This is a genomic window from Pseudomonas sp. SDO55104_S430 (genome assembly GCF_054070595.1).
This window is the reverse complement of sequence record NZ_JBSVXG010000142.1, coordinates 1-15,464: the sequence shown is the minus strand read 5'-3', so window position 1 is coordinate 15,464 and position 15,464 is coordinate 1. Positions and strand designations below refer to the sequence as shown.

General features: G+C 59.3%; 6 protein-coding genes. 2 read left to right on the top strand and 4 right to left on the bottom strand.

Going from position 1 to position 15,464, the window contains the following annotated elements; all coding sequences use genetic code 11:
• Positions 1-94 precede the first annotated feature (94 nt).
• A complete protein-coding gene (locus ACW9JE_RS21320) occupies positions 95-5,419 on the top strand; it encodes a hypothetical protein (RefSeq protein ID WP_457433848.1) in 5,325 nt (1,774 codons plus the stop codon).
• A gap of 159 nt (positions 5,420-5,578) precedes the next feature.
• The gene (locus ACW9JE_RS21315; RefSeq protein WP_457433847.1) at positions 5,579-10,750 is read left to right on the top strand and encodes a hypothetical protein; all 5,172 of its coding nucleotides are present in this window, start codon (positions 5,579-5,581) and stop codon (positions 10,748-10,750) included.
• Positions 10,751-10,876: 126 nt separating this feature from the next.
• Here the strand turns inward: ACW9JE_RS21315 and efeO (ACW9JE_RS21310) are convergent, their stop codons facing one another.
• The 4 genes from efeO (ACW9JE_RS21310) to efeU all read right to left on the bottom strand — a co-directional run bounded on the left by efeO (ACW9JE_RS21310) (position 10,877) and on the right by efeU (position 15,220).
• Complete coding sequence (efeO, locus tag ACW9JE_RS21310) at positions 10,877-11,716, bottom strand: iron uptake system protein EfeO (protein WP_224540206.1); 840 nt, start codon at positions 11,714-11,716, stop codon at positions 10,877-10,879.
• 25 nt (positions 11,717-11,741) lie between these two features.
• A complete protein-coding gene (efeB, locus tag ACW9JE_RS21305) occupies positions 11,742-13,040 on the bottom strand; it encodes an iron uptake transporter deferrochelatase/peroxidase subunit (RefSeq protein WP_224540205.1) in 1,299 nt (432 codons plus the stop codon).
• An 18-nt stretch (positions 13,041-13,058) separates the two neighbouring features.
• Positions 13,059-14,258 carry an iron uptake system protein EfeO gene (efeO, locus tag ACW9JE_RS21300; protein WP_457433845.1) on the bottom strand — a complete coding sequence of 400 codons (1,200 nt, stop codon included), beginning with the start codon at positions 14,256-14,258 and terminating at the stop codon, positions 13,059-13,061.
• A gap of 113 nt (positions 14,259-14,371) precedes the next feature.
• Positions 14,372-15,220: an iron uptake transporter permease EfeU gene (gene efeU, locus ACW9JE_RS21295; RefSeq protein WP_224540200.1), complete on the bottom strand. Its 849-nt coding sequence runs from the start codon at positions 15,218-15,220 to the stop codon at positions 14,372-14,374.
• Between the last annotated feature and the right edge of the window lie 244 nt (positions 15,221-15,464).

The following is a 15,464-nucleotide window of genomic DNA, read 5'->3' as shown; positions in this document are numbered from 1 at the left end:
GGGCGCGTGTTCTGAGCGTTTTCTTGTAGTGCGGATGTGGCGCGGTCATTAGCCTTGCGCGCGCTTTCACTCCGTCGCTTATGAGGCCGCTCCCGTGACCGTTGCTATTGAGACCAACGCGCCTGCCGGCCGCGTGTCGTTCAAACCCTGCTCTCCTGAAACGCTGCTGGCCTCGGTGCTATCGTTCGTGCAGCAGGGGCCGTCCACCCTCAATGTTCCGGGCAGCGACAAGGCCAATCGCCCCCCGATCGTGTTCCCCGTGTACTGGGGAGGGCTCGCCGCAACCCCGTGGGATTTCATCAAGGATCAGTCGACCTTCGATGAGGCGTGCGCCGAGGTCGAACGCCACCTGAACGAGGAGTCGTTGCCGGAATTCGAGATGCTCGACATCCTCGACAGCGGCATCCTGCAAAGACCATTGGGCAGGGCGCTGGCGCCTGTGCTGGTCGAGGCGGTGCTGGACTCGATTACTCCCCCGGGAAACATGACCGAGCAGCAACTGCGCGAAATGATCGAGGTGATTTGCTATTACCCGCCAGACAAATGGATGAACACGTTTGGCGAGCGGCGCAACTTCCCCCGAGGGACGGACGGGAAGGGCGTGGCGGGTTTCATCCAGGCGCAAATGGATCGTTCACGCCTGCAACGGGACGAGCGCATCGCCAACGGTGAGCTGCTGACCGACGCGCAATGGCAATCCCTGCAACAAATCGTCAAGGACTGCCGGCCCTGCATCGACCTCTGGATGGCGAATCGAGGTGAGCGCTCGGCAGACACCGTGGAGCCACTTGACGACACGCTGTGCAAGCTCGCGGATTTTGAAACAGTGCGTCCGCAACCCGGGGAGGCAAAGAGCCTGCTGGGCGAGTTGCTCGGGCGTCTGCAAAAGGTCGACGACTTTCCAGCAGTTCACCGGCAGGCGATCGAGGAACTCTGGCAAGGCATCGTGGTGACGCCCGTATGGCCAATGTCTAACAGCTTCCAGCCAGAGCCTGTCCAGGCACAATCGCGGTCCACGCGAGCTGCCAATCAGAACCACTGGCTGATCGAAACCCTGGAAGAAATCGAACGCATGGGCGAATACAATGAGCACGTCGTTATCGACGGGCCGCACGTGCCGAATGGCTGGGCGGGCAGATTTCTCTGGGCGGTCAACGCTCTGGATACGGTCGGTCTGTTGGGCATTGCCGAAAAAATCCGTCCCCATCTGCCACTTCCACCCCCGGCACAAACAGCGTCCGCGCCGATGGATCTGCTCCATGAGGCGGGAGTGCTGGCGCAGAACATCGATGCCCTGTTTTCCAGAATTGTCGCAACCTCGACTGGCTGGCAACCCGTCATGGCGGCCGACGTTGACCCCACACCCCTGATCAATCTATTGAGGGAAACGGGCAATCCTTACCGCAGCACGGTCGAGCCACTGGAGTTCGATCCGTCCATGGTCGACACGCTGAAAAGCACCCTGGTGCAGTGGCTGGCGACAGCAGGCGGCTATGCAGCGGCCGCAGGCCTGGCGACGATGAGCACCGCGCTCAACACCCTCACCCAACACCCCCGAACCGCCACAACCCTGGCAATGGCTGCAATTTATGCCGCTGTTCTCGAGTTCCAGGAACGCTGGTTTCCAGATACCACCGACCGCCAGGATTTCACCCATGAATTCAACCCTGAACTGCACGGGTTGATTACTTATGGCGTGGAACAAACCCTGGTTGGAATCCCGGAACTGGCTGGGACCCTGAGCGATCTGGTAGCCAACAGGACATCTGAAGACCTTTTCAGCGACCCGACAGTACTAGCCAGAATCGAAGACCTGTTACAGCAACCCGCACCCGACGATCCCACGCGCACCATCGAAGACCAGATTGAGCAAAGCGCCATTAAAGCCGGGGAGGCATTCGCGCAACTGCACGATCAGGAGTTGTCCGATGAAGTGCAGCGTTCAGTACGTCGAAAACGCGCCGTCGAACGGGTGCTGGAAGCCTCGCTCAAGATCGATGTCTCCACCGCGGCCGACACCGTCTTCAAAAACAACGTCATCAAGCAAATGCTCGACAAAGGCAATGTTCCACTGCCGATCCCGGAAAAGACACTCTTTGCGCGCAAACTGTACAAGCAGATTCTGAAGGACAAAACGCTGCAGCAGTTTTTCACGGACAACGATTTGGACCCGACAAAACTGCGTATTCATCACGATTCGGTCTCGGGACCGGTGACCCGGGACGGTGTCACGACCCTGCGCACATTCACCCTTTGGGATAACTCGGGATGGTGGCAGGTATCGAAGATGGTGCGCCAGCTTGCGCAGTTTATCGACCCTCAGGACTACGGACTGCCTGGCGATCCCGAGACGATAACGCCCGATGTGGTGCTCAAGTTCTACGGGGTCGATCCACCGACCTCCCAAGCCGAGGCCAAGGCGCTTGCCGAAAAATTGCAAAAAGACGGCTGGCCGGTGATCACCGAGGGCCAAAAGGCGCGGATAGTGGATTCCCGTAAATGGGTCGAAAAGGCGAATGAAGAGCGCGAGCAGACGGCGCTGCTGATCGATGCCCTGGAACAAAGTGTGAAAGGTCAGCCCAATGACGAGACGGTGCCATTGGCCGACACCATCGCCGACTTCGTGATCGGTCCGCTGATGCGCAAGAGCAAGGAAATACGCCACCACCTGCACAATTTTTTTGCGCTACCGGCCATGCAGGAAATCTGTACAGAGAGGGTGGGCGATTGCAATGACTTGCCCTACAGAATCTGCGAGGAAAAAATCGAGCTGTTCGCCTATGAAAACTGGGTCGATCTGACGGATTCAGCCAACGCGCAACCGGCACTCAAGGCAGCCCTCACGCAACTGATCGAACACACCAAAGGCGTCGGACACGCCCTGTACTCCAGTGACGCCTTCGATCTGATGCAGATGATCCGTTATCAGGGCTACGATGCACCCACAAACGTCGCTGAAGTTCGCAACATCATTCGCTGGCTGCGCAGCGATCTGCCTCCTTCGCCTCCTTTGGGTGACTATGGCGCGCAGTTTCTGTCCGGCGACGTCTCCTCCATAAGCTTCAGCCAGAACGACAAGAGCCAGCTCATTGAACTTGCAAAAACCTTAGCAGGCGAGTCCCCATCGATCATCGATGCGCTGGCTGACGAGCGTCTGCGCGGTCTGTCCGTTGACAAGCGGCGGGCCGACGCCGACGCGTTGTTGGGCCAGTTACTGAACTCCCGACAAGCCGAAAACTGGGGTCGACAATGCCTCGAAAAACTCAATTGGTATTTCTCCGAAGAGGACCCAGCCTCGTTGAAGGCCGACTCCCAGGCGCTACTGGCAACAGCGATCAAGCTGTCCGTCGATCCGGATGCACCCGGCATGCCCCCGAGCATTGCCGGGTATCACGTCTACCAGGGGAAAAACCGCGGGCGTGCCATGAATGACATTCGCGATGAGATAGAGCGGCACCTGGTGGAAAACAAGGGCGTGAGCGAATTGGCCGCGCCGTTGGTGGCCCATTTGTTTCTGGCCGATATCGCGCCGGAATTCCTGGTGCATGGCATTGGTTCGGGTATCGCCATGGGGACTTCCCGATGGATGACCCTGAGCCTTGGGATGGCCATTGCCGAGGAGACCCATCCGGGATGTTCCCGAGGCCTGTCCGTAGAGCAGCTGATCATACTGGCCGGACTCGATCCGGCCACCGATGAAAGTCGGCTGTTGTTACAGAAGCTTGGCGTCGAGATCATTCTGGCATGGGGGGTCATGAACGGCGCGGTCCGCTTGCGGGAGAAGTCGCCCTATACCCTTGGCGATTACCAGGAGGCGCTGAGAATGTTGCAAAAGCAGCAAGGCGATCTTGGCACTGCCTTCAACACGTTTTCCGCTCCGCTCGAATCCCTTGAAAACATGGCGATCAGGTTGCTTCGTCGAGTCTTCCCCGACGCCAGCTATCGCGAAATCAAAGAGATGAAACTGTGGATTCCCCACGACAATCCGGATCGGGAGGGCAAAAAGGCCGAGTTGCATCTGGTCCACGTGTACATGGCCGGAGGTCTGAAACCAGGCCATTGGTCGTTTTCAGAAACTCTCGCTTTCGCAGACTTCGAAAAAAAAATCCTCGATCTGCCGGACCTGGGCGAGGTTTTCTCCGCCGCAGTCGATGATTATTTCGAAGCCTTCAGAAAGGCGTTCATCACGCCGCTCAAACTGCTGTTCGCCGAATTGCCGCTGGAGGATCGCCAGTTCCTCGAATTGGGCGAGGTCCAGTTGTATGTGCTGCGCGAAGAGACCGGCAAAATCCTGCGCCTTGAGGAGGAGTCGCACAAACTGGAGCGAACAGCGGAGCAAGGCTATGTGCTTGTCTGTCGACGTGGCAAGAAGGTTCGTAATTACGAAATCTTTCCGGTACAGATGCTGATCGTCCCGCGACCGGACTTGCCCTCTGAACTGCCACTGGAGGGCAAGATCATTAAAAAAATGATGAGATTTTCCAGTGGTCCCGCTGTGTCGGTCGACGTTCGGGTTGGCGAAAAGCTGCCGTTCGATGCAGAAGCCCATTTCGCGGGTACAGCGCCCAGGCCCAATGTCGAGTCACCCAAGTTGATTATCCAGAAGCTGGGTGACAGCTTTGCGGGTAGAACGCTGGTGGGCTACCCCGATGAATCGGCTTACATCCCCAACACCTACTACTCGAACAAGATCGCGGCGATTATCGATCGGATGGTTGGCGGTAACTTCATGCGGACGCAAAAGGCGTTTTTCCTCAAAGACGCCAAGGGCATTTCCTCTGAGGCGAGTCGGGTGGCGTTCTGGCGAAAAATCCGCGATTTCGTGTTGCAGCTCATTCCCTTTGTCGGCTGCGTGAACGATCTGCGCTCGGGAACGAAGGAAGGGGTGTTCAGGGGCGTTTTCGGTTGTTTTGCCGATGCTGTCTCCCTGCTGATGGGTCTTGCGGGCGGCGTACTCAAGCTAGCCAGCGTATTCAAGGCGATTTCGCCATTGAGGCTCAAGGCCTTCCAGGCATTGAAAGTCACCACCGGCACCGTTATCTCGGTGGTCAATCCATTCAGTGGTATCCCGGATCTGATTGTCGGCACTGCAAAAGGGTTCGCAAGCCTGGGGAGAATGATGAAAACCGGCGTGTTCTACATCACCGAGGAGGGTGTCACGCGACTCAAGGACGGCATTGATCGCCTCAATACCTTTTTCGGCGGCATGGTCGGCCCCAGGGCGAGTGCGAGGGTGCCGATGCGGGTAGCCAGCCCGATAACGAAGGGCACTCATGATGGCAAGAAAAAGGAGGGCATCAAGGTAGACGGTCAGTGGTACCTCCCTCACGCCAACGGACAACGCCCCATCGGCCCACCGCTGCGTGGGTTCCTCCCCGATACCCCACAACCCCTGCGGGTGACCCCGCAACCCCAGTAGGAGCATGGCTTGCCAGCGAAGGCGTTCTCAAGGACGCCTTCGCCGGCAAGCCGTGCTCCTACAGGTGGCAGTGGTGGTAAGAGCGTTTTGTTGTAGTGCGCACAGCCCGCAATCATTAGTTTGCGCGCCACTTTCACTCTCGCTCATAAGGCCGTTATCGTGATCCCTTCTGTCCGTCCTTTCACGTCTTCAGGGGCAGCCCCCTCCCTGTTCAGTATCTCCGAAACGCTGTTGGCATCGGCTCTGTCGTCTGTACGACAGGGACAGAACACCTTTAATTTTCCAGACAACGACGAGCCCCGTCAGGCCCCGATCGTGTTTCCCGTTTACTGGGGCGGCATCAACGAAACCCCATGGGATTACATCAAGGATCAGGCCACCTTCAACGAAGCTTGTGCCGAGGTAGAACTACACCTGAGCGAGGAGACATTGCCGGCATTCGAGATGTTCGACATCCTCGACAGCAAGATCCTGCAAAGACCACTCGGCCACGCGCTGGCGCCTGCGCTGGTTCAGGCGCTGATGCGTTCGATTGAACCGGCAGGTGGCATGACCCGCGAGCAATTGCAGGAGATGATCAAAGTCATCTGCTGTTTGCCTCCTGCCGACTGGGCGAAAACCTTTGGCGAGACCTGGGACATTCCTCCAATCGCCAACTGGGAGTGCGTGGTCGGTTTCATCCAGGCTCAACTGCAGGAATCGCGCCTGCAACGGGACAAGCGAATCGCCAACAATGAGCTGGTGACCGATGCACAGTGGCAATCCCTGCAAAAGATCGTCAAAGATTGCAGGCCTTGCATCGACGCCTGGCTGGTCGGGCAGGGTGACGTCCTGTCAGGCCGCGCTGAGCGACTCCACGACACGCTGTGCATGCTCGAAGATTTCGACGTCGTGCGTCCTGAGCGGAAAGAAACGAAACAGCTGTTGGACCATTTTCTTGAAGGCCTGGAAAAGGTCGGTGGGCACGACACCTTTTCGGCGCTTGACCTGCTGGCGATTGATGAGCTGCGGCGAGACCTTGGCCAGATGCCCGATTCGTCTTTGCCAAACGGTTCCCAGTCTAACTTCGTAGAAACGCAGTTAGTGGCATTCGCCGATGAAAACCACTGGCTGATCGAAACCCTGACGGAAATCGAACGCAAGGGCGAGTACAGCGAGCACGTCGTTATCGGCGGGCCTCGTATCCCGGAGAGTCCGATGGGCAAATTTCTCTGGGCGGCCAACGTTCTGGATACCTTCGGCCTGTTGGGCATCGCCGCAAAAGTCCATCCCCATCTTCCACTTCCCCCTCCGCCGCAAACGGCATCCGCTCCGATGGATCTGCTCCATGAGGCCGGAATTCTGGCACGGCACATCGATGTGCTGTTTTCCAGATTCGTCGCTACGTCGACCGGCTGGCAGCCCGTCGCAGCGGTCGAAATTGACCCCGGATCCCTGATCGAAAAACTGATGGGTGCAAGCAATGAGGCGACTTCCTCCTTCGGCGCACCGGACAATCCCTACAGCGAAACCGTTGAGGCTCTTGAACTCGCCCCGTCCACCGTCGACACGCTGAAAAGCGCCATGGGCCAATGGCTGGCGACAGCAGGGGGTTATTTAGCGGCCGCCGGCCTGGCGACCCTGAGCACCGCGTTCAATGCCGCCACCCGGCATCCCCGAACCGCCGCCACCCTGACAATGGCTGCCATTTACGCCGCTGTCCTGGATTTTTATGAACGCTGGTTCCCCGACAACACAGACCACCCACACTTCGTAGAGGCATCCAACCCGGAATTACGCGGGCATATCGTCAATCGGGTGCAGGCGACCCTGAACGAGATTTCGCTGACCCAACCCCTCAGTGAACGCATGACCCGGTCCAACGATCCGTATCACGATCGCGCATTGTTGCAGGACGTCGAGCGTTTGCTGGAACAACCTGTTTCAGCCTCCGCAACCATCAATGGCGCCGACCTGATCCTCGAAACCATTGAAGACTACGAAGCACATCACCCGGAATCGCCACTGGCTGATCACAAGAAAACCGGGTCGAGCCGCCCGAAACGATCCCTTGAATTCGCAGCGTTGTGGGCGATGGAGGCCCTGGCTGTGCCGGCGAGTGTCATTACCGAGGCCGACAACAAACTGCTGCAGGACCTCACCCCGCTGATGGCCGAACACGGCAATGTCCTGCTGCCGATCCCCGACCAGACGCTGATTCACACGCCCGTCGAGCTTTACAGGCAGGCGCTCAATGATGAAGCCGTCCTTGAGTTTCTCAATGCAAAGAACCTGACGCTGTCCACCGTACTCCTGCATCACAATTCGGTGACCGGCCTTGTCACCGAGGAGGGCGGCGCGACCACCCGCCTGACTTTCGACCACTGGGACAACTCGGGATGGTGGCAGGCCTCGGACAAACTGCTGCCGGCTCAGAAACTGCTCGACCCGAAAGACCGGGGCTTGAACATTCCGGGCGAGGACAACGACATCCCCATTGATGCGGTGCTCGATTTCTACGGCGTCGATGTACCGTCTTCGGACGCAGAGGCAAAAGTGCTCGCCGCACAATTGAAGGAGGAGGGCTGGCCCGCTTTCAGCGAAGGCAGGAAAGCACGACTGACCGACGGCATCGAGCGGGTGAACGGGTTCAATCAAGACCAAAAGCAAAAAGCCTGGTTGAAAAAGACCCTGGAGCAACTGGTGGAGGACAAGGACGATGACGAGAAGCTCCTGTTATCCGGCATTCCTGTCGACGCTACTCTCAGCCCGCTGACGCAAGACGGCGACACTTCCGATCTTTTGCAAATGGTCCGTTCCCGGGGATTTGATGCACCCACCAATGCCGGTGAGGTTCGCAACATCATCAACTGGCTGGAAAGCGCTTTACCGCCTTCTCCGCCTTTGGGTGACTACGGCGCGCGCTTCCTGTCGGGCAATATCGGCGCCGCGAAACTCTCCAGCGACGACAAGAGCAAACTGAGCGAGCTGGCAAAAACCTTTGGCGATGACGCGTCCTCGATCATCGCTGCGCTGGGTAGTGAAGTGCTGCGCGATATCCCCGTCGACCGGTTGCGCGCCGACGCCGATGTGCTGTGGGAGCAGTTGCTCGACTCGCCTCAAGCCGATGCCTGGGGATTGAAGTGCCTCGCTGAAGTCAAATGGTACGGCGCCGAGGAGGGACAAACGCCGCACCCGGAACACTACCGACAACTGTTGACGACCGCGATCAAACTGACCGTGGCTCCTGATGCGCCAGGCCAGCCACCTGGCGTCGCCGGTTATGACGTCTACCAGCCGGGAAACAAAGCGCGGGACCTGGATGCGATTCGCCTTGATGTCGAGCAGCACCTGATTGACAAAAAAGGTGTGAGTGCGCAAGCCGCGCCCTTGCTGGCCCATCTGTATCTGGCGGATGTCGCACCTGAATTTCTCGTGCACGCCCCTGACGCGCGGGTGTCCATGGGTTCGGTCAGCTGGATGACACTGTGTCTGGGAGTCGCCATGGCTGAAACGGTGAATCCGGGAAGTTCGCGAGGCATGTCCGAAGAGCAATTGATGGGGCTGGCATTGCTCAATCCGGTCTCGGATGAAAGCCGCCAATTAATCCAGACCCTGGCCGGCGGTATCCTGGTTGCCAAGGGTGTGATGGACGGGGGCATCCGTCAGCTTAAGAATTCTGACTATTCCTTTGGTGATTATGAGCATGCCGCAAAAGCGTTTGAAAGGCAGCGAGAGCAACTTGCCAAGTCTTTCATGACCATTGCCAAGCCGCTCGAGACGCGCACGCAAATGGCGATCAAAGCGCTTCTGGAAGTGTTCCCCGAGTCCAGTAAAAGCGAAATCATCGGCAAGCGGCTCTGGTCGAGAAATGTCGGTGCCGAATGGAATCAACTAGCGACCAGGACCGGCTTCCGGGACCTGCTCGAGATCTATATGTCCGGTGACCTGGTGCCAGGCAAGTGGTGGATGCTGGTTGAAAACAACTTCAAGGACTTCGATAAAAAAATTCCCCTGCTGCCCGACATCAACGAAGTCTTTTCGGACGCGGTCGACGAGCATTTCGACCAGTTCAGGAAAGCCTTCATTGCGCCGATCAAAACGCTGTTCGCCGAATTGCCGCTGCAAGACCGACAGTGCATCGAACTGGGCACCGTTCAGTTGTATACGCTGCGTGAAGAGACAGGCTACATCAAGGACATGGAGAGCGAGGAGGATATTACTGGTGGCACCGCGCAATTCGCCGTCCTGCTTGGCTGCGAATATCTGGGCAAGGTGACCTACTTCGAAATCCACCCGACGCTGATGAAAATCATCTGGCGTCCCGATTTACCCGAAAAGCTTCCTCTGGGCGGCAAAACCGTGGTGGAAAAGACGCGAATCTCCGGCGGTTCGTCGATAAGAGTCGATGTCGTGCGTGGCGAGGATCTGCCTTTCGACGCCGACGCCTGGTTCAGGGGCGCCCCGCTGAAAGCCGATGTGAAATCGCCCCGGCTGATCATCGACAAGATGGGCGCAAGCTTTCCCGGCAAGGTGCTGACCGGATACGCCGACGAATCGTCCTATGTGCCTGATAGCTACCACTCGAGCAAGATCTCCGCCATCGTCAGACGCATCGTCGGCGGCAATTTCCTGCAGGGGCAAAAAAAGTTCTTTTTCGACGACGCCAATGACACGACATCCCGGGAGGAGCGGGAAGCCTACTGGAAGAAAATCGGCAACTTCCTGCTCGGTCTCATCCCCTTTGTCGGCTGCGTCGAGGACTTGAAATCAGGATCCCGTAAAGGGCTGCTCAGGGGGACTTTCGGTTGTTTTGGCGATGCGATTGCCGTGGCATTGGGCCTGGTGGGCTCGCCCGGCAAGATCGTTTCCGTGGCCAAATCGATCTTGCCGATCAGGGTGAAAGCCTTCCAGATCCTGAAAATCGCCACCGGAACGCTGGTGTCCGTGATCAATCCGTTGGGCGGCGTTCCGGACATGCTGGCAGGCGGCGCAAGAGGCATCAGGTATCTGGGGCGCATGGTGGCAATGCGCGTACTCATCACCCCGAAAAACTTCGGAATTCTGTACCCAGTGGCAGAACGTATTCGATGCCTGTTCAGTGGTGTAGCGATGTCGAGCATCAGTGCGAAGATGCGATTGAAGGGCAATCTTGAACGCACGGCGATGGGTACGACCGGGGACAAGGAGCAATTGGATAACATTTTCGCAGGCAAGGTCGGCCCCAATTGGTATCCGCTTGACGACAAAGGACGCCCCTATGGCCCGGCCCTGGACAATTTCAAGCCTTCGGACCTGGTGGATGAGCCTGATCCGCAAACCGACGCCACCCCACAGCCTATACCCATGTAGGAACCAGGCTTGCCCGCGAACAGACCGGCAAATTCAACATCGATGTTGACGGATCTGACGCCTTCGCGGGCAAGCCTCGCTCCTACAGAAACCTGTGGGAGCGAGCCTGCTCGCGATTGATATCGACTAGTTCAAACCCAACTTGCCGCGCAACGTCGACAAGTCCTCAGCCAGTGTATTGACCGGCCCCACCAGCGCCTTGCGGTCGTTTTCCTTCACTTTGTCGTAGGTCTCGAAACCGCCGTCCTTGGTTTTGTACTTGGCCAGGATCTTGTTCACCGTGGCGAAGTTCTTGTCGACCTTGGCGATGAAGGCCGCATCCTGTTTCTCGATCTGCGGACGGAACAGGTCGACGATTTTCTTCGCGCCGTCGATGTTGCCCTGGAAGTCATACAGGTCGGTGTGGCTGTAGCGATCTTCTTCACCGGAGACCTTGGTCGCCGCCACTTCTTCGAGCAGCGCCGCGGCGCCGCCGACGACTTTTTCCGGCGGGAAGGTCAGGCCGGCGACGCGGGTCTGCAGGTCTTTGACGTCCTTGTTCAGACCGTCCGCCAGTCCGTCCAGGCCCTTGGTGCTGTTTTCCGAGAACAGCGAGTATTCGATGCGGTGGAAGCCGGTGAAATCTTCGGCTTTCACGCCTTTTTCGTGGTCGTCGACCCGGGAGTCGATGGACGCGTCCAGGTCACTGAACAGCTCGGCAATCGGCTCGATCGACTCGTAGTAAACCCGGGTCGGCGCATAGAGCTTTTTCGCGGTGGCCAGGTCGCCTTTTTTCACTGCATCGGTGAACTGCTGGGTGTGGCTGGCCAGCTCATCCAGTTGCTCGGTGACGTAGATCTTGTAGTCGGAAATCGGCTGCACCAACTCCAGCGGCGCCGTCGCCGCGAAGGCGGAAAACGGCGCGCCGAGTAAACCGAGGGAGAGCAAACCGGGGGCGAGCAATAACGCCAGTGGCGACTTTTTCATGGGACGGCTCCGTTGTTGTGTGTGGTTATGCGGTTTTTGTGGGTTGTGTGGCATCGAGCAGCGAGCGGCCGATGAAATCCCGTTCGCCGGTCACACCGGGCAGGGTGAAGAAGTACCCGCCGCCGACCGGCTTGAGGTATTCCTCCAGCGGCTCGCCGTTCAGGCGGGTCTGCACGGTGATGAAGCCTTTTTCCAGGTCGGCCTGGTAACAGATGAACAGCAGGCCCATGTCCAGCTGACCGTTCTTGTTGACCCCGTTGGAGTAGTTGAACGGCCGGCGCAGGATCAGGTTGGCCTGGCTCGCGGCGGTGCGCGGGTTGGCCAGGCGGATGTGCGCGTCGAGCTTGGTCAGCTTGCCTTCCGGGTCCTTGGCGTAGTTCGGAATCTCGGTTTCGTGGTTCCCACCGATGGGCGCGCCGCTGCTTTTGACCCGGCCGAGAATGCTTTCCTGTTCCTGCAAGGGCGTGCGGTCCCAGCGCTCGACGAAGTTGCGGATGATGCGCACCGCCTGATAGCTGCCGCCCGCGGTCCACGCAGGCTCGTCGCTGCCCGACTGGACCCAGACGATGCGGTCCATGGTTTTGTCGTCGTTGGAGTCGGGGTTGGCCGAACCGTCGCGAAAGCCCAGAAAATTGCGCGCGCTTTGCGCCGGCACGCCGGGCTTCGCCGGGGCCTGGGGCGGGACGCTGCCTTCCTGTTTCCAGCGCACCAGCAGCAGGTCCGGCAGGTTCTTCACGATGTCGCGCAGGGCGTGGATGTTGGTGTCGGCGGTGTTGGCGCAGAACTGCAGGCTCAAGTCGCCGTGGCAGCAATCGGCTTCAAGGGCATCGTTGGGGAAACCGACCATGCGCATCAGGCGCTTGGGTTTGGCGTCGGCCAGGCCGAAACGCTCGTCGAACAGCGATTCGCCCACCGACACGGTGATGGTCAGGTTGTCCGGGGTGACGATCGGCCCGAGGATCCCCGAGTCCACGGGCGGCAGCTTCGGATCGACCTGGGCCACCGGGCCGCCCTTCATCAGGAACGCAATGCGTTCGTTGAGAGTGCGGAACAGTCGCTCCAGGTCGTCGCGGTCGCTGGCCAGCACATCGAACGACACCAGCATGCCGGACGCAGGGCGCGGGGTGACGATGCCGCTCTGGTGCTTGCCGTGGAACTCGTGGCGGTCTTCGGTGCGGTCACTGCTGGGCGCTTCGGTGACTTGTGCGGGGGCGGCGGCCATGGCCGGGCAGCTCAAGGCGGAGCCCGCCAGCGCCACACCGGCGGCACCCATGCCCATCAATACTCGGCGGCGCTGGAGGTTGAATTGTTCTGAATCGTTCATCTGGAAGTCGTCTTCTGCTTACAGGCCGGACAGGCCGAGGGCGGGATCGATGGCGTCGAGTGCGCCGGCCAGGGCCTTGGCCTTGTCGGCGATCTGCTTGCGCAGATCGGCGCTGACGCTGTCGTAGCTGGCGTAGCCGTCCTTGAGCTTGAAAGTGTTGAGTTGGGCGTCGAAGGCGGTGAGGGCGCTGTCGATTTTCGGCAGCAGGTCGGCGGCGGACTTGCCCAGCAGCGGGCGCAACAGCTCGACCACTTTGCGCGCGGCGTCGAGGTTGCCGGCAAAACCGTTCAGATCGGTATGGCTGTAGCGTTCTTCCTCACCGCTGCTGGCGCGTACATCGGCCAGGGTGTTGAGATTGCGCACTACGATGCTCACCAGCTGCTCTGGTGGCAGGGTCTGGGCCAGCAATTGCTGCTTGAGCGTGGTGGCATCGCTCGACAGACGTTGGGCAATCGGTGTCAGGCCGTCGAGGTTGCGTTGCTGGAACAGCGCGTATTCCAGGCGATGGAAGCCGACGAAGGCCGGGTCCTGCTCGCGTTTCTCGAAGTAGTCGGCGCGGGCGTTGATAGCGTTGTCCAACTCGGCCAGGCGCTGCGCGGCGGGGGCGATGCGTTGATAGGCGGCGCGAGCCGGCGCGTACAGGGTTTGTGCCTGGTTCAGATCGCCGGATTCGATGGCCTGTTCCAGGGCGCTGACGGCCTTGATCAGTGCAGTGCTCTGGCTGCTCAGATACACGCGAAATTCCGACAACGGCCCGACGAACGCCACCATCGACGGCCTGGCCCTGGCCGCTGCATCGGAGGCGGCGGTCGGGGTCACGTGCAGGGTGCCGCGCGGGTTGCTCAACAGGCCGCAGGTGATGGTGTAGTCGCCGGGTTGCAGGTTGGCGTTGATCACCTGGCTCAGGCCCGGGGCAATGTTTTCCCGTTCCTCGATCACCAGCACGCCGTCGAGGATTTCCCACTCCACGGCCCGATCCGAGCGGTTGACGATGCGGAAGCTCGCGCGCCCGGCCGGTACGGTCAGAGCGTTGGGTTCGCAGTTGTGGGATTGAATGGTCACCACCACTTCATCGTGGTTGGCCTGGCGCCTGGAGGCGGCCATTTTCGAGGCGTAATAGAACAGGCCGCCGGCGGCGATCATCACGACCACTGAGCCGGCCACCGCCCAGCGCAGGGCACGGAGAGGGGACGCCTTTGGAGGGAGTTGGTTTGGCATGAGAGCCCTTACTGACTGGAAGTAATTCTGAAAACGCCACACCCCCTGTAGGAGCGAGCAGGCTCGCGATGGAGGCCCGGACACCGCGGGGCATCAGATTCCCCGCGTTATCGTTAACGACCATCGCGAGCGTGCTCGCTCCTACAGGGGACGGGTGCGGCAGGGGCCGGGTAGAAAAACATCACCAACGCCACCACCAGATAAATCACATACGCCCCCAGCGTGCTGACCGTCGGTGCATCCTGATACCCGAACATCCCGGCCAGCACCGACCCCAGCGGCCCATCCATCGGCAGGACGGCGCTGATATCGAAAAGCACGGTTTGCAGGTGATTCCAGACCCCGGCTTCATGCAGGGCCTGCACAGAGTTGGCGAGGATCCCGGCAGCCACCACCAGGATGAACAACCCGGTCCAGCGAAAGAACGCACCGAGGTTCAGACGCATGCTGCCGGTGTAAATGAGGAAACCGATGACAATCGCCAGGATCAGCCCGAGCAGCGCACCAATCGGTGCCGCCGGGCCTTCGCTCTGCTGGAACACCGCGAGCAGGAAAAACACCGTCTCCAGACCTTCCCGAGCCACAGCGAAAAACACCATGGCGATCAGCGCGGTTACCTGATGTTTCGAGCCGGTCAGCGCCTGATCGAGGGATGCTTGCAGCGAGTGTTTGATCGAACGCGACACCTTGCGCATCCAGAACACCATGGAACTGAGAATGCCCACGGCCACCAGGCCGACCACGCCCTCAAACAGTTCCTGCTGCTTCTGCGGAAACTCGGCACTGACCAGTTCCAGCCCGCCACCGACCAACAGGGCTAGCGCCGCGGCGAGAAACACGCCGACCCACACTGCCGGCATCCACTGACCGCGACCGGTCTGTTTGAGGTAGCTGGCAATGATGCCAACGATCAACGCAGCCTCGATGCCTTCGCGCAGCATGATCAGAAAAGGAACGAGCATTCAGCACCGTGTCACGAATAGATAGGGTGCTAAGTTGTAACATAATGACACTCATTCCCAAATGGCAGTCATTGACATTTACCTGAACCTAAGCTGAATGCACCGCTAAAAGATCGCGGCGACCCGATTGTTGATCGTTCCCACGCGCAGCAAAGGAATGCCTCAACGGACGCTCCGCGTTCGGCTTTGGACTTTGGGACGCGGAGCGTCCCGGGCTGCATTCCCACGCAGAGCGTGGGAACGA